This is a genomic window from Clostridium sardiniense, assembly GCF_019753795.1.
Classification (GTDB): domain Bacteria; phylum Bacillota; class Clostridia; order Clostridiales; family Clostridiaceae; genus Clostridium; species Clostridium sardiniense.
This window is the reverse complement of the sequence record NZ_JAIKTU010000003.1, coordinates 256,555-279,744: the sequence shown is the minus strand read 5'-3', so window position 1 is coordinate 279,744 and position 23,190 is coordinate 256,555. Positions and strand designations below refer to the sequence as shown.

Annotated in this window: 35 protein-coding genes; all 35 read left to right on the top strand. The window is 35.3% G+C overall.

Features of this window, described 5'->3' with window-relative positions:
• Positions 1 to 14: 14 nt before the first annotated feature.
• The 35 genes from rpoC to rpsD all read left to right on the top strand — a co-directional run bounded on the left by rpoC (position 15) and on the right by rpsD (position 23,124).
• Positions 15 to 3,551: a DNA-directed RNA polymerase subunit beta' gene (gene rpoC / locus K5V21_RS04805; protein ID WP_221859611.1), complete on the top strand. Its 3,537-nt coding sequence runs from the start codon at positions 15 to 17 to the stop codon at positions 3,549 to 3,551.
• A gap of 220 nt (positions 3,552 to 3,771) precedes the next feature.
• On the top strand, positions 3,772 to 4,146 hold the full coding sequence (gene rpsL / locus K5V21_RS04800) for a 30S ribosomal protein S12 (RefSeq protein WP_204596775.1): 375 nt from the start codon (positions 3,772 to 3,774) through the stop codon (positions 4,144 to 4,146).
• 149 nt (positions 4,147 to 4,295) lie between these two features.
• On the top strand, positions 4,296 to 4,766 hold the full coding sequence (gene rpsG, locus K5V21_RS04795) for a 30S ribosomal protein S7 (RefSeq protein ID WP_204596774.1): 471 nt from the start codon (positions 4,296 to 4,298) through the stop codon (positions 4,764 to 4,766).
• Between the two features lie 74 nt (positions 4,767 to 4,840).
• Positions 4,841 to 6,913 carry an elongation factor G gene (fusA, locus tag K5V21_RS04790; protein WP_221859609.1) on the top strand — a complete coding sequence of 691 codons (2,073 nt, stop codon included), beginning with the start codon at positions 4,841 to 4,843 and terminating at the stop codon, positions 6,911 to 6,913.
• Positions 6,914 to 7,083: 170 nt separating this feature from the next.
• A complete protein-coding gene (gene tuf, locus K5V21_RS04785) occupies positions 7,084 to 8,277 on the top strand; it encodes an elongation factor Tu (protein WP_221859607.1) in 1,194 nt (397 codons plus the stop codon).
• A 489-nt stretch (positions 8,278 to 8,766) separates the two neighbouring features.
• Positions 8,767 to 9,075: a 30S ribosomal protein S10 gene (rpsJ, locus tag K5V21_RS04780; protein WP_021876938.1), complete on the top strand. Its 309-nt coding sequence runs from the start codon at positions 8,767 to 8,769 to the stop codon at positions 9,073 to 9,075.
• Positions 9,076 to 9,152: 77 nt separating this feature from the next.
• Positions 9,153 to 9,782, top strand: coding sequence for a 50S ribosomal protein L3 (rplC, locus tag K5V21_RS04775; RefSeq protein ID WP_221859605.1), 630 nt, complete (start codon positions 9,153 to 9,155; stop codon positions 9,780 to 9,782).
• Positions 9,783 to 9,807: 25 nt separating this feature from the next.
• Positions 9,808 to 10,428, top strand: a complete 621-nt coding sequence (gene rplD / locus K5V21_RS04770) for a 50S ribosomal protein L4 (protein WP_221859603.1) — start codon at positions 9,808 to 9,810, stop codon at positions 10,426 to 10,428.
• Positions 10,428 to 10,721: a 50S ribosomal protein L23 gene (rplW, locus tag K5V21_RS04765; protein WP_204596718.1), complete on the top strand. Its 294-nt coding sequence runs from the start codon at positions 10,428 to 10,430 to the stop codon at positions 10,719 to 10,721. The genes rplD and rplW overlap by 1 nt, the downstream gene beginning before the upstream one ends.
• A 64-nt stretch (positions 10,722 to 10,785) precedes the next feature.
• The gene (rplB, locus tag K5V21_RS04760) at positions 10,786 to 11,619 is read left to right on the top strand and encodes a 50S ribosomal protein L2 (protein WP_221859601.1); all 834 of its coding nucleotides are present in this window, start codon (positions 10,786 to 10,788) and stop codon (positions 11,617 to 11,619) included.
• Positions 11,620 to 11,681: 62 nt separating this feature from the next.
• Positions 11,682 to 11,957, top strand: coding sequence for a 30S ribosomal protein S19 (gene rpsS, locus K5V21_RS04755; RefSeq protein WP_204596716.1), 276 nt, complete (start codon positions 11,682 to 11,684; stop codon positions 11,955 to 11,957).
• Positions 11,958 to 11,982: 25 nt separating this feature from the next.
• A complete protein-coding gene (rplV, locus tag K5V21_RS04750) occupies positions 11,983 to 12,315 on the top strand; it encodes a 50S ribosomal protein L22 (protein WP_221859599.1) in 333 nt (110 codons plus the stop codon).
• Positions 12,316 to 12,334: 19 nt separating this feature from the next.
• Complete coding sequence (rpsC, locus tag K5V21_RS04745; RefSeq protein ID WP_221859597.1) at positions 12,335 to 13,000, top strand: 30S ribosomal protein S3; 666 nt, start codon at positions 12,335 to 12,337, stop codon at positions 12,998 to 13,000.
• 23 nt (positions 13,001 to 13,023) lie between these two features.
• Complete coding sequence (gene rplP, locus K5V21_RS04740) at positions 13,024 to 13,458, top strand: 50S ribosomal protein L16 (RefSeq protein ID WP_204596713.1); 435 nt, start codon at positions 13,024 to 13,026, stop codon at positions 13,456 to 13,458.
• Complete coding sequence (gene rpmC, locus K5V21_RS04735; protein ID WP_039312823.1) at positions 13,458 to 13,670, top strand: 50S ribosomal protein L29; 213 nt, start codon at positions 13,458 to 13,460, stop codon at positions 13,668 to 13,670. Before rplP ends, rpmC begins: the two co-directional genes overlap by 1 nt.
• A 21-nt stretch (positions 13,671 to 13,691) precedes the next feature.
• A complete protein-coding gene (gene rpsQ, locus K5V21_RS04730; protein ID WP_039312826.1) occupies positions 13,692 to 13,946 on the top strand; it encodes a 30S ribosomal protein S17 in 255 nt (84 codons plus the stop codon).
• A 32-nt stretch (positions 13,947 to 13,978) separates the two neighbouring features.
• On the top strand, positions 13,979 to 14,347 hold the full coding sequence (gene rplN, locus K5V21_RS04725) for a 50S ribosomal protein L14 (protein WP_204596712.1): 369 nt from the start codon (positions 13,979 to 13,981) through the stop codon (positions 14,345 to 14,347).
• A gap of 16 nt (positions 14,348 to 14,363) precedes the next feature.
• Positions 14,364 to 14,678 carry a 50S ribosomal protein L24 gene (gene rplX / locus K5V21_RS04720; RefSeq protein ID WP_204596711.1) on the top strand — a complete coding sequence of 105 codons (315 nt, stop codon included), beginning with the start codon at positions 14,364 to 14,366 and terminating at the stop codon, positions 14,676 to 14,678.
• Between the two features lie 22 nt (positions 14,679 to 14,700).
• Positions 14,701 to 15,243 (top strand): 50S ribosomal protein L5, encoded by a 543-nt coding sequence (rplE, locus tag K5V21_RS04715; RefSeq protein WP_204596710.1) that lies wholly within the window; start codon positions 14,701 to 14,703, stop codon positions 15,241 to 15,243.
• A gap of 12 nt (positions 15,244 to 15,255) precedes the next feature.
• Positions 15,256 to 15,441 (top strand): type Z 30S ribosomal protein S14, encoded by a 186-nt coding sequence (locus tag K5V21_RS04710; protein WP_204596709.1) that lies wholly within the window; start codon positions 15,256 to 15,258, stop codon positions 15,439 to 15,441.
• Positions 15,442 to 15,473: 32 nt separating this feature from the next.
• Complete coding sequence (gene rpsH / locus K5V21_RS04705) at positions 15,474 to 15,872, top strand: 30S ribosomal protein S8 (RefSeq protein WP_204596708.1); 399 nt, start codon at positions 15,474 to 15,476, stop codon at positions 15,870 to 15,872.
• 59 nt (positions 15,873 to 15,931) lie between these two features.
• Complete coding sequence (gene rplF / locus K5V21_RS04700) at positions 15,932 to 16,471, top strand: 50S ribosomal protein L6 (protein WP_204596707.1); 540 nt, start codon at positions 15,932 to 15,934, stop codon at positions 16,469 to 16,471.
• A gap of 23 nt (positions 16,472 to 16,494) precedes the next feature.
• Complete coding sequence (rplR, locus tag K5V21_RS04695) at positions 16,495 to 16,854, top strand: 50S ribosomal protein L18 (protein WP_204596706.1); 360 nt, start codon at positions 16,495 to 16,497, stop codon at positions 16,852 to 16,854.
• A 19-nt stretch (positions 16,855 to 16,873) separates the two neighbouring features.
• Positions 16,874 to 17,371 carry a 30S ribosomal protein S5 gene (rpsE, locus tag K5V21_RS04690; RefSeq protein WP_221859595.1) on the top strand — a complete coding sequence of 166 codons (498 nt, stop codon included), beginning with the start codon at positions 16,874 to 16,876 and terminating at the stop codon, positions 17,369 to 17,371.
• Between the two features lie 12 nt (positions 17,372 to 17,383).
• Complete coding sequence (gene rpmD / locus K5V21_RS04685) at positions 17,384 to 17,563, top strand: 50S ribosomal protein L30 (protein ID WP_204596704.1); 180 nt, start codon at positions 17,384 to 17,386, stop codon at positions 17,561 to 17,563.
• A gap of 20 nt (positions 17,564 to 17,583) precedes the next feature.
• A complete protein-coding gene (rplO, locus tag K5V21_RS04680) occupies positions 17,584 to 18,024 on the top strand; it encodes a 50S ribosomal protein L15 (RefSeq protein WP_204596703.1) in 441 nt (146 codons plus the stop codon).
• 2 nt (positions 18,025 to 18,026) lie between these two features.
• A complete protein-coding gene (gene secY, locus K5V21_RS04675) occupies positions 18,027 to 19,304 on the top strand; it encodes a preprotein translocase subunit SecY (RefSeq protein WP_221859593.1) in 1,278 nt (425 codons plus the stop codon).
• Between the two features lie 24 nt (positions 19,305 to 19,328).
• On the top strand, positions 19,329 to 19,979 hold the full coding sequence (locus tag K5V21_RS04670) for an adenylate kinase (RefSeq protein ID WP_204596701.1): 651 nt from the start codon (positions 19,329 to 19,331) through the stop codon (positions 19,977 to 19,979).
• On the top strand, positions 19,979 to 20,728 hold the full coding sequence (gene map, locus K5V21_RS04665) for a type I methionyl aminopeptidase (RefSeq protein ID WP_221859592.1): 750 nt from the start codon (positions 19,979 to 19,981) through the stop codon (positions 20,726 to 20,728). The genes K5V21_RS04670 and map overlap by 1 nt, the downstream gene beginning before the upstream one ends.
• A gap of 79 nt (positions 20,729 to 20,807) precedes the next feature.
• On the top strand, positions 20,808 to 21,089 hold the full coding sequence (locus tag K5V21_RS04660) for a KOW domain-containing RNA-binding protein (RefSeq protein WP_221859590.1): 282 nt from the start codon (positions 20,808 to 20,810) through the stop codon (positions 21,087 to 21,089).
• Positions 21,090 to 21,096: 7 nt separating this feature from the next.
• A complete protein-coding gene (gene infA, locus K5V21_RS04655) occupies positions 21,097 to 21,315 on the top strand; it encodes a translation initiation factor IF-1 (RefSeq protein WP_204596698.1) in 219 nt (72 codons plus the stop codon).
• Between the two features lie 39 nt (positions 21,316 to 21,354).
• Positions 21,355 to 21,468: a 50S ribosomal protein L36 gene (gene rpmJ / locus K5V21_RS04650; protein WP_039312872.1), complete on the top strand. Its 114-nt coding sequence runs from the start codon at positions 21,355 to 21,357 to the stop codon at positions 21,466 to 21,468.
• 236 nt (positions 21,469 to 21,704) lie between these two features.
• Positions 21,705 to 22,070, top strand: a complete 366-nt coding sequence (gene rpsM / locus K5V21_RS04645; RefSeq protein WP_204596697.1) for a 30S ribosomal protein S13 — start codon at positions 21,705 to 21,707, stop codon at positions 22,068 to 22,070.
• Positions 22,071 to 22,085: 15 nt separating this feature from the next.
• On the top strand, positions 22,086 to 22,475 hold the full coding sequence (rpsK, locus tag K5V21_RS04640; RefSeq protein WP_204596696.1) for a 30S ribosomal protein S11: 390 nt from the start codon (positions 22,086 to 22,088) through the stop codon (positions 22,473 to 22,475).
• Positions 22,476 to 22,503: 28 nt separating this feature from the next.
• Positions 22,504 to 23,124 carry a 30S ribosomal protein S4 gene (rpsD, locus tag K5V21_RS04635; RefSeq protein WP_204596695.1) on the top strand — a complete coding sequence of 207 codons (621 nt, stop codon included), beginning with the start codon at positions 22,504 to 22,506 and terminating at the stop codon, positions 23,122 to 23,124.
• Positions 23,125 to 23,190: the final 66 nt, after the last annotated feature.

Sequence of the window (23,190 nt, the reverse complement as noted above, 5' to 3'; positions counted from 1 at the left end):
AGGGAGGATTACCCTTGTTTGAATTAAATAATTTTGATGCCATACAAATAGGCTTAGCATCCCCTGAACAAATCAGAGAATGGTCAAGGGGAGAAGTTAAAAAACCAGAAACAATAAACTACAGAACTTTAAAGCCAGAGAGAGACGGTTTATTCTGTGAGAGAATATTCGGACCAATGAAAGATTGGGAATGTCACTGTGGAAAATATAAGAGAGTTAGATATAAAGGTATAGTTTGTGACAGATGTGGAGTAGAAGTTACTAAAGCTAAAGTAAGAAGAGAAAGAATGGGGCATATTGAACTTGCTGCCCCAGTTTCTCACATTTGGTACTTTAAAGGAATTCCATCAAGAATGGGATTAATACTTGACATGTCACCAAGATCATTAGAAAAGATCTTATACTTTGCTTCATATGTTGTAATTGATCCTAAGGAAACACCGTTATTAAAGAAACAACTTCTTAACGAAAAAGAGTATAGAGAAGCTGTAGATAAATATGGTGAAGAAAGCTTCGTAGCTGGAATGGGTGCTGAAGCAGTCCAAGATCTTTTAGGTGAAATTGACTTAGAAAATGGTTCAAAAGAACTAAAAGAAGAGTTAAAACATAGTACAGGTCAAAAGAAAGTAAGAATAATCAGAAGATTAGAAGTTGTAGAATCATTCAGAGCATCAGGAAATGATCCAAGATGGATGATCATAAATGTAATACCTGTAATCCCACCAGATTTAAGACCTATGGTTCAATTAGATGGTGGAAGATTTGCAACATCAGATTTAAATGACCTTTACAGAAGAGTTATAAACAGAAATAATAGATTGAAAAAATTATTAGATCTAGGAGCACCTGATATAATCGTTAGAAACGAAAAAAGAATGCTTCAAGAAGCTGTAGATGCTCTTATCGATAATGGTAGAAGAGGAAGAGCTGTTACTGGTCCTGGAAACAGACCATTAAAATCTCTTTCAGATATGCTTAAAGGTAAGCAAGGTAGATTTAGACAAAACTTACTTGGTAAGAGAGTTGACTATTCTGGTAGATCAGTTATCGTTGTTGGACCAGAATTACAAATGTACCAATGTGGTCTTCCAAAAGAAATGGCTCTTGAATTATTCAAGCCATTTGTAATGAAGAAGTTAGTTCAAGATGGAGTAGCACATAACATAAAGAGTGCTAAGAGAATGGTAGAAAGAGTTATGCCACAAGTATGGGATATCTTAGAGCAAGTAATTGCAGATCATCCAGTATTACTTAACCGTGCTCCTACTCTTCACAGACTTGGTATTCAAGCGTTCCAACCTGTACTAGTAGAAGGAAGAGCTATTAAGCTTCACCCATTAGTATGTACAGCTTACAACGCTGACTTCGATGGTGACCAAATGGCGGTTCACGTGCCATTATCAGTTGAAGCTCAAGCAGAAGCAAGATTCTTAATGCTTGCAGCTGGAAACATAATGAAACCATCAGATGGTAAGCCAGTTTGTGTACCTACTCAGGATATGGTTCTTGGTTCTTATTACATGACTATGGAAAAGGACGGGGCTTTAGGTAGTGGTAAGTACTTTATGTCAAAAGATGAAGCTATAATGGCTTATGAAGTTAAAGCTATAGAGATTCATGCAGACATATTTGTAAGAATGTTTAGAGAAATCGATGGAGAAATGAAATCAGGAATAATTAAGACTACTGTAGGTAAATTAATATTCAATGAATCAATTCCTCAAGATTTAGGATTTGTTGATAGAAGCAATCCAGAAGAAGCATTCAATTTAGAAGTTGATTTCTTAATCACTAAGAAATCATTAGGAAAAATAATAGATAAGTGTTATATGAAGCATGGTCCAACAGACACTTCAATAATGCTTGATAAGATAAAAGCTTTAGGATATCACTATTCATCAATTGGAGCGGTAACAGTTGCTGCATCTGATATGATAGTACCTCAAGAAAAGTATGATCTATTAAAAGAAACTGATGAAACAGTAGATAAAATAGAGAAGATGTATAAAAGAGGGTTTATATCAGAAGATGAAAGATATGAAAGAGTTATAGAAAAATGGACTAAGACAACAGAAGATGTTGCCAATGCACTAATGGATAGTTTGGATAAATGGAATCCAATATTCATGATGGCTGATTCTGGAGCCAGAGGTTCTAAGTCACAGATAAAACAATTAGCAGGTATGAGAGGTCTTATGGCTAGTCCATCAGGTAAAATCCTTGAATTACCAATCAGAGCATCATTCAGAGAAGGTCTTGATGTCCTTGAGTACTTCATCTCAACTCACGGAGCTAGAAAGGGTAATGCCGATACAGCTCTTAAGACTGCCGATTCAGGATACTTAACAAGAAGACTTGTTGACGTATCACAAGACGTTATAGTAAGAGAAGAAGATTGTGGAACTAACGAAGGAATAGTTGTTAGTGAAATAAAAGAAGGTAATGAAATTATCGAAGAATTAAAGGAAAGATTAACTGGAAGATATACAGCAGAAGATATTATGCATCCAGAAACTGGCGAAGTTTTAGCTTCAAAAGATGATTACATGGATGGAGAATTAGCTGAAAAGATCAGCAATGCTGGTGTTAAGAAAGTTAAGATCAGATCAGTATTTACATGTGGATGTAAAATTGGTGTTTGTGCTAAATGTTATGGTATGAACATGGCAACAGCTCAAAAGATTAATATCGGTGAAGCTGTTGGTATAATAGCAGCACAATCAATCGGAGAACCGGGTACACAGCTTACAATGAGAACATTCCATACAGGTGGGGTTGCATCAGCTGGAGATATCACACAAGGTCTTCCTAGAGTTGAAGAATTATTTGAAGCTAGAAAACCAAAAGGTCTTGCGATTGTTAGTGAAATAAATGGTACTGTAAGAGTTGAAGAAACTAAGAAAAAGAGAATGGTTCATGTAATGGGAGCAGATGGAGAAGAAATAAGTTATGATATTCCATTTGGTTCAAGAGTTAAGGTTTCAAATGATGATTACATCGAAGCTGGAGACGAAATTACAGAAGGTTCAGTAAATCCTCATGACATCATGGCTATTAAAGGCGTTGATGGAGCGAGAAGATATCTTTTATCAGAAGTTCAAAAAGTTTATAGATTACAAGGTGTTGATATCAATGATAAGCACTTAGAAGTAGTTGTTAAACAAATGACTAGAAAAGTAAAAGTAACTGAATCAGGAGATACAGATCTTTTACCAGGTACTACAATTGATATGTTTGATTTTGCAGAAGAAAATAATAGAGTAAGAGAGTTTGGCGGAGAAGAAGCTAAGGGAGACCAAGTTCTACTTGGAATAACTAAGGCTGCTCTTGCAACTGATAGTTTCTTATCAGCTGCATCATTCCAAGAAACTACAAGAGTTCTTACAGAAGCTGCAATTAAAGGAAAGATTGATCCACTTGTGGGATTAAAAGAAAATGTTATAATAGGTAAATTAATTCCTGCTGGTACTGGAATGATGAGATATAGATCAGCAAGATTAGACGTTGAAGATGATACAATTGAAGAAGATATCGTGGTAAATGTTGAATAGGAATTAATTTTGTTGACATGTGTATTCTTAAATGTTAAAATACGTGTTGTATGTTTAATAAAATATACAGCCAAATAATTGCCTACATTACTTCATTGAGGCAAAGTTAAACTTTGTCTCGTGAGGTTTTTTATAGTAAGACTGTAAAAATTGTAGACAACATAAATTCGTTTTATCTAATAATTTTTATATAGATAAATAAAATTCAGGAGGTGAAAGAATGCCAACTATAAGCCAATTAGTTAGAAAAGGAAGAAAAGTTGCTGCGAACCAATCAACAGCTCCAGCACTAAAAAACTGTCCACAAAAAAGAGGAGTATGTACAGTTGTTAAAACATCAACTCCTAAAAAGCCTAACTCAGCCCTAAGAAAGGTTGCTAGAGTAAGACTTACAAACGGATACGAAGTTACTGCATACATTGGTGGTGTAGGACACAACTTACAAGAGCATAGCGTTGTTCTTATAAGAGGTGGAAGAGTAAAAGACCTTCCTGGGGTTAGATACCATATCGTAAGAGGAGCACTTGACTGTGCTGGTGTAGCTAACAGAATGCAAGGAAGATCAAAGTACGGTGCTAAGAGACCTAAGAAATAGGTTTTCTTAAATTAATGTAGTGCTTATCTTTAGTGTTTACATAGATTTATGAATTAAGTTTATATAGATGATGAGAGAAGCACTTTGCGATATCGACCGATATCGAGTACCGATGAACTTAAATTTAAATTGTTAAGGAGGGAAGAAAAGTGCCAAGAAAAGGACATATAGCAAAAAGAGACGTTTTAGCTGATCCAGTGTACAACTCAAAGGTTGTTACAAAGTTAATCAACGGAATCATGCTTGACGGTAAAAAGGGAGTAGCGCAAAAAATATGCTACCAAGCGTTTGAAACTATGGCTGAGAAGACTGGTAAAGATGCTTTAGAAGTATTCGAAGAAGCTATGAACAACGTAATGCCATTATTAGAAGTAAAGGCAAGAAGAATAGGTGGGGCAACTTACCAAGTTCCAATAGAAGTTAGAGCAGAAAGAAGACAGACTTTAGGTATCAGATGGATGCTAGCTGCTGCTAGAAAAAGAGGCGAAAAGTTAATGTGCGAAAGATTAGCAGGAGAATTATTAGATGCTGCTAATAACACAGGAGCTGCTGTTAAAAAGAGAGAAGATACTCATAAAATGGCTGAAGCTAACAAAGCATTCGCTCACTACAGATACTAATTTCAAGACTGTTTTGGCCTCAGCCAAAACAGTTTTGTTGAATTTAAAATTACTCATTGAGAGGAGGAATTATTATGTCAAGAGAATTTCCTTTAGATAAGTTTCGTAATATAGGAATCATGGCTCATATAGATGCTGGTAAGACAACAACTACTGAGCGTATATTATTCTACACTGGTAGAACACATAAAATTGGAGAAACACATGATGGTGCTTCACAAATGGACTGGATGGCACAAGAGCAAGAAAGAGGTATAACAATTACTTCTGCTGCTACATTCTGTCAATGGAAGGGATATGCGATAAACATAATCGATACTCCTGGACACGTAGATTTCACTGTTGAAGTTGAAAGATCATTAAGATGTCTAGATAGTGCTATAACTGTTTTAGATGCAAAGAGTGGGGTTGAACCACAAACAGAAACAGTTTGGACACAAGCTGATAACTATGGAGTACCAAGAGCTATCTATGTAAATAAGATGGATGCTACTGGAGCTGATTTCTATGCTTGTATCAATTCAGTAAGAGATAGATTAAAAGCTAATGCTATAGCTATCCAAATTCCAATAGGTGCAGAAGAAAACTTCGCAGGTATGATCGACCTTATAGAAGATGTAGCACTTATACACAAAGATGACTTAGGAAAAGACATCGAAAGAGGAGAAATCCCAGCTGAATTAAAAGATAAAGCAGAAGAATACAGAAACATTATGATAGAAGCAATCGCTGAAACTGATGAAGAGTTAATGATGAAGTACCTAGATGGTGAAGAATTAACTAAAGAAGAGTTAAAGCTTGCTTTAAGAAAAGCTACTATCAATAATGAAATAGTTCCTGTAATCTGTGGTTCATCATACAAAAACAAAGGTGTTCAAGAAATGATTGACTTAGTAGTTGATTATTTACCATCACCTATAGATATACCAGCAGTAAAGGGTATATCAGTTGATGATCCAGATGTAGAATTAGAAAGAGAAGCTAGCGATGATGCTCCAATGTCAGCATTAGCATTTAAGATTGCTACTGACCCATTCGTAGGAAGACTTGCATTTACAAGAGTTTACTCAGGTATAATGGAAAGTGGTACTTACGTTCTTAACTCAAGCAAGGGTAAGAAAGAAAGAATCGGTAGATTAGTTAAAATGCACGCTAACTCAAGAGAAGAAATAAGCGAATTAAGAGCTGGAGATTTAGGAGCAGTAGTTGGATTAAAGAATACAACTACAGGAGATACTTTATGTGATGAAGCAAATCCAATTATCCTAGAAAGTATGGAATTCCCAGAACCAGTTATCTCAATTGCAATTGAACCAAAAACTAAGGCTGGTCAAGAAAAAATGGGTATTGCTTTAGCTAAGTTAGCTGAAGAAGATCCAACATTCAAGACTTGGACTAACCAAGAAACTGGTCAAACAATCATCGCTGGTATGGGTGAATTACACTTAGATATCATCGTTGATAGATTACAAAGAGAATTCAAAGTTGAATGTAACGTAGGGGCTCCACAAGTTGCTTACAAAGAAACTATCAAGAAAGCTGTTAAAGCTGAAGGTAAGTTCGTAAGACAATCTGGTGGTAGAGGACAATACGGACACTGCTGGATCGAAATGATTCCAACAGAAGGAGAATATGAATTCGAAAACGCTATCGTTGGGGGATCAATTCCAAGAGAATACGTTCCTGCAGTAGATAACGGTATTCAAGAAGCAGCTGAAAGTGGTGTTATAGCTGGATTCCCAACTATAAACTTCAAAGTAAAATGTTTCGACGGTTCATACCATGATGTCGATTCATCAGAAATGGCATTCAAGATTGCTGGATCAATGGCATTCAAGAACGCTATGAAAAAGGCAGATCCTACATTATTAGAACCTTCAATGAAGGTTGAAGTAATTGTACCAGAAGAGTACATGGGAGACGTTATCGGTGATATCAACTCAAGAAGAGGTAGAATGGAAGGTATGGAACAAAGAAATGGACGTCAAGTTATAAGAGCGTTCGTTCCATTATCAGAAATGTTTGGATATGCAACTACATTAAGATCTAAAACTCAAGGTAGAGGAACTTATGTAATGGTATTTGATCACTATGAAGAAGTACCTAAGAGCATTCAAGAAGAAGTAGCAGGAAAGAAAGCTAAGTAATTCTTGATAAAATTATAAATAAGAGAGAGCTACATTTATGTAGTATCTCTCACTTAAATAGATTGAAAATATTTATACTAAATGGTGTAAATATTTCATACCAAATATTTTTAAATATATAAAACGGTACAATAATGACGATATGTCATTGCAATGAAGGAGGAATAACAATGTCAAAAGCAAAATTCGAAAGAAGTAAACCACACGTTAACATTGGAACAATAGGTCACGTAGACCACGGTAAGACTACATTAACAGCAGCTATTACAACTGTATTAGCTAACAAGGGGTTCGCTGAATCATTCAAATATGATGAAATAGATAAGGCTCCAGAAGAAAAAGAAAGAGGAATCACAATCAACACAGCTCACGTTGAGTACGAAACAGAAAACAGACACTATGCTCACGTTGACTGTCCAGGACATGCTGACTACGTTAAGAACATGATCACAGGAGCAGCTCAAATGGATGGAGCTATCTTAGTTTGTTCAGCAGCAGATGGTCCAATGCCTCAAACAAGAGAGCATATCCTACTAGCTTCAAGAGTTGGTGTTGACCACATCGTAGTATTCTTAAACAAAGCAGATATGGTTGATGACGAAGAATTATTAGAATTAGTAGAAATGGAAATCAGAGAGTTATTAAGCGAATACAACTTCCCAGGAGATGATATTCCAGTAATAACAGGATCAGCTTTAAAAGCTTTAGAAAACCCAACAGATGCAGAAGCAACAGCTTGTATCGATGAATTAATGGCAGCTGTAGACAGCTACATCCCAACTCCAGAAAGAGCAACAGATAAGCCATTCTTAATGCCAGTAGAAGATGTATTCACAATCACTGGTAGAGGAACAGTTGCAACAGGAAGAGTTGAAAGAGGTATCTTACACGTTGGAGACGAAGTTGAAATCGTAGGTATCAAGGAAGAAACTAAGAAAGTTGTTGTTACAGGAATCGAAATGTTCAGAAAGTTATTAGACGACGCGCAAGCTGGAGATAATATCGGAGCATTATTAAGAGGTATCCAAAGAACAGAAATCGAAAGAGGTCAAGTATTAGCTAAACCAGGTTCAGTTAATCCTCACAAGAAGTTCGTAGGTCAAGTATACGTACTTAAAAAAGAAGAAGGTGGAAGACATACTCCATTCTTCGATGGATACAGACCACAATTCTACTTCAGAACAACTGACGTAACAGGTTCAATCAAATTACCAGAAGGAATGGAAATGGTAATGCCAGGAGACCACATCGACATGAACGTTGAATTAATCCATCCAGTAGCTATGGAAGAAGGATTAAGATTTGCCATCAGAGAAGGTGGAAGAACTGTAGGTTCAGGAGTTGTTACTAGCGTAATCGAATAGTAGTAATTACTTTATATATAAAAGTAGTAAGGGAGACGTCCTTTACTACTTTTTTATTTTTCTTTTTAGTTTTTGTATATATTGTATTATTTAATGAAATAATTAAAAAATATGAGTAAAAGTTTACAAGGGGGCATCTAAAAATTAACTTTATAAAATACTTGATATTTATATAAAATACTATTAAAATAAAAAAAGCGAATTAATTCTAACGGAAAAAATTTAAAAAATAATTTAAATTTTATAAGAAAAAATTACTTGAAAAACATAAAATTTAATAGTATAATATAGAAGTTGTATAGCATGCGGCGATGAATCAAGAGGTTGCCGGACTTCCGGGTAATTCTTGATGAGTATGTCAGGATCTAGAATCCGACGACAGGGACTCTATATTTCTTTCCAAAAGTTATGAAACACCAGGAACAGTTTATAGAAGAACCGCTGTTGTGCGTTAGAAGTAAAGCGTACATGAAAAGGAGGGAAACCAAGATGTCAAAACAAAAAATAAGAATCAGATTAAAAGCTTTTGATCACACAATATTAGATCAATCAGCAGAAAAAATCGTTGAAACTGCAAAGTCAACAGGAGCTAAGGTTGCAGGTCCAGTACCACTACCTACTGAAAAAGATGTTGTTACTATATTAAGAGCAGTTCACAAATATAAGGACTCAAGAGAGCAGTTCGAAATAAGAACTCACAAGAGACTTATAGATATCGTTAATCCATCACCTAAGACTGTTGATGCATTAATGAGATTAAATCTACCAGCAGGTGTAGATATCGAAATAAAGCTATAATAGCAAAATTATAATAAAGACATTGAACTATTATGATTGCCTAGCAATCCGCTAATAAGTTTTGGAGGTGTAAATACATGAAAAAAGCTATAATTGGTAAGAAGATAGGAATGACTCAAATTTTCGATGAAAATGGTAAAGTAATTCCAGTAACAGTTGTAGAAGCAGGTCCATGTGTTGTAACTCAAAAGAAAACTATCGAAAACGATGGTTATGATGCAATACAAGTTGGTTTTGGAGACGTAAGAGAAAAATTAGTTAACAAGCCAAAAAGAGGACACTTCACAAAAGCAGGAGTTTCATTAAGAAGAACTCTAAAAGAATTCAGATTAGAAAATGCTAGTGAATATGAAGTAGGCCAAGAAATAAAGGCTGACGTATTCGTAGTAGGAGATAAGGTTGACGTATCAGGAGTTTCTAAAGGTAAGGGATTCCAAGGCGTTATCAAAAGATGGAACCAACAAAGAGGACCTATGTCACACGGTTCTAAGTTCCATAGAGCACCAGGTTCAATGGGAGCAGCTTCTGATCCTTCAAGAACATTCAAGAATAAGAAGATGCCAGGACACATGGGTGCTGTAAATACTACAGTATTAAACTTAGAAGTAGTTAAAGTAATAGCTGAGAAAAACTTAATACTAATCAAGGGCGGAATTCCAGGTCCAAACAAGAGCAAAGTAGTAATAAGAAATACAGTTAAGGCTTAATTTCTTAAGGAAAGGAGGAAGCAGGATGCCTACAGTAGGATTATTCAATAAAGAAGGTAAAAAAGTTGGAGATTTCCAATTAAACGAAAATATATTCGGAACTGAAATAAACGAAAACGCTATGCACCAAGTAGTTGTTGCATTATTAGCTAACAAGAGACAAGGAACTCAATCAGCTAAAACAAGAGCTGAAGTTAGAGGAGGCGGAATCAAGCCTTGGAGACAAAAAGGAACTGGTAGAGCAAGACAAGGTTCAATCAGAGCTCCACAATGGATCAAGGGTGGTATTGTATTCGCACCAAAGCCAAGAGATTACAGAATGGCTATACCAAAGAGCATGAAGAGAGTTGCTATGATGTCAGCATTATCAACTAAAGTTCAAGACGGACAAATGGTTGTTGTTGAAGATTTAGCATTCGATTCAATCAAAACTAAGAATGTAGTTAACATGCTAAACACAATGGAAGCTAAGAAGACTTTAATCGTAACAGCTGAGTCAAACGAAGTTGTTTATAAGTCAGCTAGAAACATTGATGGAGTAGCGGTTATACCTGCAAACAACATCAACGTTTATGACTTACTTAAGTTTGAAAAAGTAGTTATGACTAAAGATGCTGTATCAAAGATTGAGGAGGTGTACGCATAATGAATTTAACAAGCCATGATATAATAAGAAAGCCTGTTATTACTGAAAAGAGTATGGCAGCAATGGCAGAAAATAAGTACACTTTCATAGTTCACATAAGTGCTAATAAATCTCAAATAAAGAGAGCAGTTGAAGAAGTTTTTAATGTTAAAGTTGCAGACGTAAAGACTAGCAGAACTATGGGAAAAACTAAGAGAATGGGCGTACATGTAGGAAAGAGAGCTGACTACAAGAAAGCTATCATTACATTAGCTGAAGGCAGCACTATTGAATTCTTCGAAGGAATGCAATAGACGTCAGTAAGGTGATTTATTGGTGATTATTCACCAGATAAGCTGAAAGAAGGAGGGAAATTAAATGGCAGTTAAAACATTTAGACCTATGACACCATCAAGAAGAAATATGACTATGCCAACATTTGAAGAAATAACTACAAATGAGCCAGAGAAGTCATTATTAGTTTCTTTAAAGAAAACTGGTGGTAGAAATGCACAAGGTAAAATAACTGTAAGACACCACGGTGGTGGCGCTAAGAGAAAATACAGAATAATTGATTTCAAGAGAAATAAGGACGGTATTCCAGCAAATGTTGCTACAATAGAATACGATCCAAATAGATCAGCATATATCGCATTAGTTGTATACGCAGATGGAGATAAGAGATACATAATCGCTCCAGCAGGATTAAAAGTTGGAGATAAGGTTGTATCAGGAGCAGACGCGGATATCAAACCAGGTAATGCATTACCATTATTAAATATCCCAGTAGGTACATTCATACACAATATCGAATTACAAGCTGGAAAAGGTGGCCAATTAGTAAGAGCTGCTGGTTTATCAGCACAATTAATGGCTAAAGAAGGTAAGTATGCTACATTAAGATTACCTTCAGGAGAAATGAGATATGTTAGAATAGAGTGTAGAGCTACAATTGGTTCAGTTTCAAACTCAACTAACGATATCGTTAAGATAGGTAAAGCTGGTAGAAAAAGACACATGGGAATCAGACCAACAGTTAGAGGTTCTGTAATGAACCCTTGCGATCACCCTCACGGTGGTGGAGAAGGTAAATCTCCAGTAGGTAGACCAAGTCCAATGACTCCATGGGGTAAACCAGCACTTGGATACAAGACTAGAAAGAACAAGAAGTACTCAGATAAGTTAATTATTAAGGGTAGAAATAAGAAATAGTTTGAAGAGAATATCCATTCTCTTCAAGGCTAGAGCCTAAGAAATGAAGGGAGGCAAATATAGTGAGTAGATCAATTAAAAAAGGACCTTTCGTCCATGCAGGACTTTTAAAGAAAGTAGAAGAAATGAATGCTAATGGTGAGCAAAAAGTTGTTAAAACTTGGTCAAGAAGTTCAACAATTTTCCCTCAAATGATAGGACACACAATAGCTGTTCATGATGGAAGAAAACATATCCCAGTTTACATTTCAGAGGATATGGTAGGACACAAATTAGGTGAATTTTCACTAACTAGAACATACAGAGGACACGATGATAAATCATCAAAAAGAAAGTAGTAGAGCCTGGAAAGGAGGATCATAAATGGAAGCTAGAGCTATAGCTAAATATGTAAGAATGTCTCCAATAAAGGTAGGAGCTGTTCTTGATTTAATAAGAGGAAAAGATGTAAGAGAAGCAAGTGCTATTTTACAATACACTCCAAGAGAAGCTGCAGTTGCTATCAACAAAGTGTTAAAGTCAGCTGTTGCAAATGCTGAAAACAATCATGGATTAGAAGCTGATAGATTATTTGTATCAGAGGCATACGTAGGTCACGGTCCAACATTAAAGAGATTTAGACCAATGGATCATGGTAAAGCATTCAGAATAAATAAGAGAACAAGTCATATAACACTAGTTGTTAAAGAAAGATAGAAGAAGGAGGGAAATCGAAGTGGGTCAAAAAGTACATCCTCACGGACTTAGAGTAGGTGTTATCAAGGGATGGGATGCAAAATGGTATGCAAACAAAAAAGATTTTGCTGACAATCTAATTGAAGATAACAAAATAAGAGAATTCGTTAAAAAAGAACTTTTCTCAGCTGGAATCTCAAAGATAGAAATCGAAAGAGCAGCTAAGAGAGTTAAGTTAAATATATACACTGCTAAACCAGGTGTTGTCATCGGAAAAGGCGGTTCAGGTATAGAAGCTTTAAAGAAAAAATTAACAAACTTTGTAGCAGGAAAGAATATTCTTATAAACATAGTTGAAGTTAAGAACGTTGAATCAAACGCTCAATTAATGGCTGAAAATATAGCAGCACAATTAGAAAAGAGAATATCATTCAGAAGAGCTATGAAGCAAGTTATCCAAAGAGGAATGAAGCAAGGAGTTAAAGGAGTTAAGACTGCTTGTTCAGGAAGATTAGGTGGAGCTGAAATAGCTAGAACTGAGCAATATCATGAAGGTACAATTCCACTACAAACTTTAAGAGCAGATATCGATTACGGATTTGCTGAAGCTGATACAACTTACGGTAAAATCGGAGTTAAAGTTTGGGTTTATAATGGAGAAGTTCTTCCAACTAAAAAAGTTGAAAAGGAAGAAGCTAACGCATAAGCATAAGAAAGGAGGAATAAATCATGTTAATGCCTAAAAGAGTAAAGCATCGTAAGGTACAACGTGGTAGAATGAAAGGTAAAGCAACAAGAGGAAATTTCCTAGCTTATGGAGATTTCGGTATTCAAGCTACTACTTGTGGATGGATCACAAGTAACCAAATAGAAGCTGCCAGAATTGCTATAAATAGATATATAAAAAGAGGAGGAAAACTTTGGATAAAGATTTTCCCAGATAAACCAGTTACTGAAAAGCCAGCTGAAACAAGAATGGGTTCAGGTAAAGGATCACCAGAGTACTGGGTTGCAGTAGTTAAACCAGGTAGAGTATTATTCGAATTATCTGGAGTTAATGAAGAAGTTGCAAGAGAAGCTATGAGACTTGCATCACACAAACTTCCTGTAAGAACTAAGTTTGTTACAAGAAGAGATTTTGAGGAAATGGGTGGTGAAGAATAATGAAGGCTAGAGAATTAAAAGAATTAAGAGCAAGTAATCCTCAAGATTTAAAAGCTAAATTAGGAGAACTTAAAGCTGAGTTATTCAACTTAAGATTCCAATTAGCTACAGGACAATTAGAAAATCCTATGAGAATAAGAGAAGTAAAGAAATCTATAGCCCAAATAAAAACCATCTTAAGACAAGAAGAGTTAAGGGTTGTTGAACAGTAATCTGGAAGGAGGTAAGCCTTAATGGAAAGAGGACTAAGAAAAAAGAAGATCGGTAGAGTTGTTTCTGATAAAATGGATAAAACTATCGTAGTTGCTATTGAAACTAAAGTAAGACATCCACTATACGGAAAAACTGTTAACAGAACTACTAAGTTCAAAGCTCATGATGAAAAGAATGAAGCTCAAGTTAATGATAGAGTATTAATAATGGAAACAAGACCTTTATCAAAGGATAAAAGATGGAGACTTGTTGAAATAGTTGAAAAAGCTAAATAATATGGCTTAAAGACCGAAAGGAGGGTAATCTAATGATACAACAACAAACTAGATTAAAAGTTGCTGACAACTCAGGAGCTAAGGAAATAATGTGCATCAGAGTATTAGGCGGATCTAAGAGAAAGTACGGTAACATTGGAGACATAATAGTTGCCAGCGTTAAAAGTGCAACACCAGGCGGAGTTGTTAAAAAAGGTGACGTTGTAAAAGCTGTTATTGTTAGATCAGTAAAAGGAATAAGAAGAGCAGACGGTTCATACGTGAGATTTGATGAAAACGCTGCTGTTATAATAAAAGACGATAAGCAACCAAGAGGAACACGTATCTTTGGACCTGTTGCTAGGGAGCTAAGAGATAAAGAATTTAATAAAATATTATCATTAGCACCAGAAGTTCTATAAAGAGGAGGTGGCTAACTTGAAAATACATGTAAGAAAGAACGACACAGTTGTAGTTATATCAGGAAAAGATAAAGGTAAAACAGGTGAAGTTTTAAAAGTATCCCCAAAAACTGGTAAAGTGCTAGTTCAAGGAGTTAACATAGTAAAGAAGCACCAAAAGGCAGGTAGAACTCAAGCTGAAAGTGCTATAATAGAAAAAGAAGCTGCAATAAACAGCTCAAAGGTAATGTTATATTGTACAAAGTGCAAAAAAGCTACTAGAATTAGCAACAGAATATTAGAAGACGGAGCTAAGGTTAGAGTGTGCAAGAAGTGCGGAGAAACATTCTAGAAATTGAAAGGAGGTTAACAATATGACAAGACTTCAAGACAGATATGAAAAAGAAATAATTCCGGCTATGATGGAAAAGTTCGGATATGAAAATATAATGCAAGTTCCAAGACTTGAAAAGATAGTAATCAACATGGGTGTTGGTGAAGCTAAAGATAATCAAAAAGTTTTAGAATCAGCTGTTAGCGATTTAACTATAATAACTGGTCAAAAGCCAATATTAACAAGAGCTAAGAAATCAGTTGCTAACTTCAAGATAAGAGAAAACATGGCATTAGGATGTAAAGTTACATTAAGAAAGGCAAAGATGTATGAATTTGCTGATAAGTTAATGTCAATTGCTTTACCAAGAGTTAGAGACTTTAGAGGGATTTCAGCTAAATCATTTGATGGTAGAGGAAATTACTCACTAGGAATTAAAGAGCAATTAATATTCCCAGAAATAGAGTACGATAAGATCGACAAAGTAAGAGGAATGGATATAATCTTCGTTACAACTGCAAACACTGACGAAGAAGCAAGAGAATTATTAAGATTCCTTGGCATGCCATTTGCTCAACAATAAGGAGGGGTATCTATGGCACGTAAAGCGATAATAGAAAAGTGGAGCAAAGAACCTAAGTATAAGACTAGAGCTTATACTAGATGTAGAATATGTGGAAGACCACATTCTGTATTAAAGAAATTCGGTATATGCCGTATCTGTTTCAGAGAACTTGCATACAAAGGCCAAATCCCTGGTTGTAGAAAAGCAAGCTGGTAATACTGAAGATATAGCGAAAGGAGGCACATTAAATGGTTATGACAGATCCTATAGCAGATTTGCTAACTCGTATAAGAAACGCAAATGCTGTTAAACATGAAGTAGTAGAGGTACCTTCTTCTAACGTAAAGAAGGCCGTTTCAAATATATTATTACAAGAAGGATACATCAAGGAAATTGATGAATACAATGATGGAGTAGTTCCAATGTTAAGAATAACTCTTAAATATGGAGCTAACAACGAAAGAGTAATAACTGGATTAAAGAGAATATCAAAGCCAGGATTAAGAGTATATTGTAAAAAAGACGAAACTCCTAGAGTTCTTAATGGTTTAGGAATCGCTGTTATTTCAACTTCAAAAGGAATAATGGTAGATAGAGAAGCTAGAAAGAACAACATAGGTGGAGAAGTTCTTTGCTACGTTTGGTAGAAATTAATAATAATTAATAGATGAATATATGCATGTAGAGAAAAACAGGAGGTGCAATTATGTCAAGAGTAGGTAGATTACCAATAGCTATACCTGCTGGCGTAACTGTTACAGTAACACCAGAGAACGTTGTTACTGTAAAAGGCCCAATGGGTGAGCTAGTAGAAGCTATGCACAAAGACATGAATATCGCAGTTGAAAACAACGAAGTAGTTGTAACTAGACCTAGCGACGTTAAGGAGCATAGAGCTCTTCACGGATTAACAAGAGCACTTATAAACAACATGGTTGAAGGAGTTACTAAAGGATTCCAAAAGACTTTAATCTTAAACGGTGTTGGTTACAGAGCTCAAAAGCAAGGAAAGAAACTTGTAATGAACCTTGGATATTCACATCCAGTTGAAATAGAAGCAGTTGAAGGTGTTGAATTTGAAACACCTGAAGCTACAAAGGTAGTTGTAAAAGGAATCAACAAGCAAAAAGTTGGAGAAGCAGCTGCTAAGATCAGATCATGGAGAAAGCCAGAACCATACAAGGGTAAAGGTATAAGATACGAAGGCGAAGTGATCAGACGTAAAGAAGGTAAAACTGGTAAGTAATAAAAGAAAGGAGTGAGCTTTATATGTTCAAGAAAGCAGACAGAAAAGCTAGCAGAAAGAGACGTCACCTTAGAGTACGTAAGAAAGTTTTCGGTACTCCTGAAAGACCAAGACTTTCAGTATACAGAAGTGAAAAAAATATTTACGCACAAATAATTGATGATATAAATGCTGTAACAATTGTTGCTGCTTCAAGCTTAGAAAAAGATTTCTCAGCTAAAGGTGGAAACAAAGAAGGCGCTAAATTAGTGGGCGAATTAGTTGGTAAGAAAGCTGCCGATAAGGGAATAACAGAAGTTGTTTTCGATAGAGGTGGATTCGTATATCACGGAAGAATTCAATCATTAGCTGAAGGTGCTAGAGAAGCAGGCTTAAAATTCTAAGAAACGAGGAGGGAAATAAATGAGAATCGATCCTAGTACACTAGACCTTAAAGAAAAGGTTGTTAACATAAATAGAGTTACTAAGGTTGTTAAGGGTGGTAGAAACTTCAGATTCGCAGCTCTAGTTGTTGTCGGAGACGAGAACGGACACGTTGGAGTTGGAATGGGAAAATCTATCGAAATACCTGAAGCAATTAAAAAAGGAATAGAAGATGCTAAGAAGAACTTAGTTTCAGTTTCAATGGTTGAAACTACTATTCCTCATGAAATCCACGGTAAATTTGGAACAGGAGATGTTCTTATAATGCCAGCTAAAGAAGGTACAGGAGTTATCGCTGGAGGTCCAGCTAGAATAGTACTTGAATTAGCTGGAATCAAGGATGTTAGAGCTAAGTCATTAGGTTCAAACAATCCTAATAACATGGTTAAAGCAACAATCAATGGATTAGCAAACTTAAGAACAGCTGAAGAAATAGCTAAATTAAGAGGAAAATCTGTTGAGGAAATATTAGGTTAGGAGGGAAATTGCATGGCTAAGTTAAGAATTACATTAGTAAAGAGCTTAATCGGTAGAAAGAAAGACCATATCGCTACTGCAAACGCCCTTGGACTTAAGAAAATAGGTAAAACAGTAGAGCATGAGGGAACTCCTCAAATAAACGGTATGGTTAAAAAGATAAGCTACATGTTAAATGTAGAAGAAGTATAAAAAGAGGAGGTGCACTGAGTATGAAACTTCATGAATTAAAGCCAGCAGCTGGAAGCAGAAAGGCTCCTAAGAGAGTCGGAAGAGGAACTGGTTCAGGTTTAGGAAGAAACGCTGGTAAAGGTGAAAAAGGACAAAACGCTAGATCAGGCGGTGGAGTTAGACCAGGATTCGAAGGGGGTCAAATGCCATTATACAGAAGACTTCCTAAGAGAGGATTCACTAATATCTTCGCTAAAAAGATCGTTAGCATAAACATAGATAGATTAAATATTTTTGAAAATGGAACAGAAGTTACTCCAGAATTATTATTAGAAACAAGAGTTATTTCAAAAGTAATGGACGGAGTTAAGATTCTTGGAAACGGAAACTTAGAAAAGAACTTAACTGTAAAAGGATGCAAGTTCTCAAAATCTGCTATCGAAAAGATCGAAGCAGCTGGAGGAAAAGTTGAGGTGAAATAAGAATGCTATCAACCCTACGTAACGCCTGGAAGGTACCTGAATTGAGAAAAAGATTTTACTGGACAATATTTTTAGTGGCAATCTTTAGGATGGGAAGTCATATTCCTGTTCCTGGGATTAGCGCTGATTATTTGAAAGGAATGACTCAATCAGGAAACTTAATGGGTTTCTATGATTTAATATCAGGTGGAGCCTTTAGTAGATTTAGTATTTTTGCTCTTGGTGTAATGCCATACATCAATGCATCAATTATAACTCAGTTATTAACAATAGCTATACCATCATTAGAACAACTTTCAAAAGAAGGTGAAGATGGTAGAAGAAAGATACAAAATGCCACTAGGTATTTATCGATTGTTATAGCAGTTATTCTTGCATTTGGTATGTATGCAACAATTTCCCAAATGGGAGCAACAATAGGTATGAAAACTGTACAAATGATAGTAGTCATACTAGCTTTAGTTGTCGGATCAACATTCTGTATGTGGTTAGGAGACCAAATCACTGTTAAAGGTTTCGGAAATGGTGTTTCAATCCTAATCTTTGTAAATATAGTTTCAAGATTACCAATGACAATTAGATCTATGTTGATGTTAGAAAACTCAGGAGATATAAGTATTGTTGAAATAGCATTATTCATAGTATTTGCTGTATTAGCGCTTGCTGGAGTAGTATATTTTTCACTTGCAGAAAGAAGAATCCCTGTTCAGTATGCAGGAAAAGCAGTTGGTAATAAGGTGATGAGAAGTCAATCAACTCACATTCCTTTAAGTATAGTTGGATCTGCTGTTATAGCGATTATATTCTCTATGTCAGTAATGCAATTCTTACCAACAATTGCAGGTTTCTTCCAAAGCCATGAATGGGCAAAATGGGTTACAAGTAGCCCAATGAGTATTTTTAATAGTAAGACTTGGATGTATCCAGTTGTTTATTCACTATTAACTATATTCTTTACTTGGTTCTACACTCAAGTAACATTTAAGCCAGATGAAATGTCAGAGAATCTGCATAAATCTGCTGGATTTATACCAGGTGTTAGACCAGGCGAGCCTACAACACAATACTTTGAAAGTATTCTTAATAGAATTTCTTTCATCGGAGGAATATTTGCAGCACTACTTGCTGTAACACCAATAGTTATAGATAACTATACTGCATTCAAAGGAATACAATTTGGGGGAACAGCACTTCTTATTGTAGTGAGTGTTGCTCTAGATTTCACAAGAAAGCTAGAATCACAAATGATAATGAGACACTACAAAGGATTTCTTAAATAAGATTAAATAATGGAGATGATGCCCGTGAAGATTATTTTACTAGGTCCTCCTGGAGCAGGAAAAGGAACACAGGCAAAATCAATTAGTAATAGATATTCAATTCCTCACATTTCAACAGGAGATATTTTCAGAAAGAATATTTCAGAAAATACTCCATTAGGAATTGAGGCAAAAAAATATATGGATAACGGACAATTAGTACCGGATTCAGTTACTATAGATATGGTTAAAGATAGACTTCAAGATGATGACTGTAAGAATGGATACCTACTTGATGGGTTTCCAAGAACAGTTGCTCAAGCTGAAGCCTTACAAGAATTCTTAGATAGTAGAAACGAGAAGTTAGATACAGCTTTATGTATCGAAGTTCCAAGTGAGTTTATACTTGAAAGAATGACTGGTAGAAGAGTTTGTCCATCATGTGGAGCAAGTTACCACATTAAATTTAACCCACCAGCGGTTGAAGGAAAATGTGATCTTTGCGGAAGTGATATAGTACAAAGAAAAGACGATACAGAAGAAACTGTAAAAGAAAGACTTGATGTGTACGAAAGACAAACACAACCACTAATTGATTTTTATAAGAATAAGAACTTACTTTCAACAGTTGATGGCACTCAAGCAATCAATGAAGTGTTTGAAAGTATCTGCAAGATTTTAGGGAGTGCTAAATAATGATCTTAATTAAAGATGATTTGGCCCTTGACCTGATGAGAAAAGCAGGAAAAATAGTAGGTGAGACATTACTACTATTAGAAAATGAAATTAAGCCAGGTATAAGTACTAAAGAATTGGATAGAATAGCAGAAGAATTCATAAGAGAGCAAGGAGCTATACCTTCATTCAAAGGTTTGTATGGATTTCCAGCTTCATTATGTATTTCTGTAAATAATCAAGTAGTTCATGGTATTCCCGGAGGCTACATCCTTAAAGATGGTGATATAGTCAGTATAGATTGTGGAGCTTATCTTGATGGATTCCATGGAGATGCAGCAAGAACTTTTCCAGTAGGAAATGCTTCAGAAGATGCAAAAAGACTTATACAGGTAACAAGAGATTGTTTCTTTGAGGGAATTAAGTTCGCTCAAATTGGTAATAGATTAACAGATATATCACATGCGATACAGAGCCACGTTGAAGCAAACGGATTTTCCGTTGTGAAAAGTTTTGTAGGACACGGGATAGGCAGAGATCTACATGAAGATCCTGAAGTACCAAACTTCGGTAGACCAGGTAGAGGTCCAATACTTACAAAGGGCATGGTTCTAGCTATAGAGCCAATGGTTAATGAAGGATCCTTTAGAGTAAGAACTTTAAAAGATAATTGGACGGTTGTAACAAGTGATGGAAGCCTATCAGCACATTACGAAAATACAGTTGCGATTTTACCAGATGGTCCCGAAATACTAACACTAATTAAATAAAAGTGTTGCTTAGTTATAAATTTGCAAAGTGATATTACGATGCTTATTTATTTCTAAGGTAATCATCGAGGTGAAAAATTTGCAAAACAATGACTTGATTGGGAAAGTTGTACTTTCTTTAGCTGGTAGAGATAAAGATCATTTATATATAGTAACAAATGTAATTGATGAAAATTATGTATTGCTTGCAAATGGTGATACTAAAAAGATCAGGGAACCTAAGAAGAAAAAGGTTAAGCATTTAGAGTTCTTAGAAAATATAGATGATGAGATAAGAGCAGCCATAATCAGTGAGAGAAAAGATACTGACTTAAAAATTAAGAGATTTTTAAAATTAAGAGGCATTGTTAAGGAGGGTTGATTACCTTATGTCAAAAGATGATGTTATAGAAATGCAAGGAGTCGTTGTAGAATCCTTACCAAACGCTAACTTCCAAGTTGAACTTGAAAGTGGGCACACAATTCTAGCACATATATCAGGAAAATTAAGAATGAACTTCATAAGAATTTTACCTGGAGATAAAGTTACAGTGGAGCTTTCTCCATATGACTTAACAAGAGGTAGAATTACTTGGAGAGCAAAATAAGATAGTAAGATCTATCAAATATTACAAGGAGGGTTAGCGATGAAAGTAAGACCATCAGTTAAGCCTATTTGCGAAAAGTGCAAAGTAATTAGAAGAAAAGGAAGAGTAATGGTAATCTGTGAAAATCCAAAGCACAAGCAAAAACAAGGCTAATATAAATAAATATTAGACAAAAAATACAAATTAGGTATTTAAAATTTATTGACTTTTTTGTCAAAGTCACATATCATTATATAGGCATTTAATTAAATAATTAGATTTTAGGAGCGGCTGATGATAGAGAACAAATTCTCTATTAACCTAAAATTTTATTATATATATATTATATTTTTGATAATCAAAAATAATAAACTTTTAGGCATTTCAATTACCAGGAGGTGTAAATTTTAATGGCAAGAATAGCAGGTGTTGACCTACCAAGAGAAAAAAGAGTTGAAATAGGTTTAACTTATATTTATGGAATAGGATTACCTACTTCACATAAGATATTAGAAGCTACAGGAATAAACCTTGACACAAGAGTTAAGGATTTAACTGAAGATGAAGTAAACGCGCTAAGAACTTATATTAAGGAACTTACAATTGAAGGTGACTTAAGAAGAGAAGTAGCATTAAACATCAAGAGATTAGTAGAAATCGGATGTTATAGAGGAATTAGACATAGAAAAGGTCTTCCAGTAAGAGGACAAAAAACTAAGACTAATGCGAGAACAAGAAAAGGTCCTAAGAAGACTATCGCAAATAAGAAGAAGTAGTTAGGAGGGAAAGCAATGGCAAAGGTTAAAAAGACTAGAAGAAAAAGAGACAGAAAAAACGTTGAGCATGGTGCTGCACACATCAAGTCAACTTTCAACAACTCAATAGTTACTTTAACAGACGCACAAGGAAATGCGTTATCATGGTCAAGTGCTGGAGCTCTAGGTTTCAGAGGATCAAGAAAAAGTACTCCATTCGCAGCTCAAATGGCAGCAGAAACTGCTAGTAAAGCAGCAATGGAACACGGTTTAAAGAGCATTGAAGTTTATGTAAAGGGACCAGGAGCTGGAAGAGAAGCAGCTATAAGATCTTTACAAGCAGCAGGATTAGAAGTAACTTTAATCAAAGATGTTACTCCAATCCCACACAATGGATGTAGACCACCAAAAAGAAGAAGAGTCTAGTATTTGATTCATACAGGAGGTGTAATTAATGGCAAGATATACTGGAGCTACATGTAGATTATGTAGAAGAGAAGGCATGAAGTTATTCCTTAAAGGGGATAGATGTTATACAGATAAATGTGCTTTCACAAGAAGAAGTTACGCACCAGGACAACACGGAGCAGCTAGAAAGAAATTATCTAACTACGGTGTACAACTTAGAGAAAAGCAAAAAGCTAGAAGAATATACGGAGTGTTAGAAGGTCAATTCAGATCATACTATGAAAAGGCTGAACACATGAAGGGTATCACTGGTGAAAATTTATTAATGTTATTAGAGTTAAGATTAGATAACGTTGTTTATAGATTAGGATATGGTGCTTCAAGAAACGAAGCAAGACAATTAGTTAACCACGGACATTTCTTAGTAAATGGTAAGAGAGTTGACATTCCTTCATTCAAAGTATCAGTTAACGATGTAATAACTGTTGCTGAAAAGAGCAGAGGAAGCGAAAAGTTCAAGACTTTCGTTGAAAATCCAAAGACTTTACCAAAATGGTTAGAAGCTAACGTTGAAAACTACGAAGGCAAAGTAGTTGCTGTACCAGTAAGAGAAGATATTGACGTACCAGTTAATGAAACTCTTATCGTTGAGTTATACAGCAAATAATTGTAATATTTGTTAGAGCAATAAACTTAAAGCAAATATAGAATCAGTTGCCCTCAGAATAAGGTT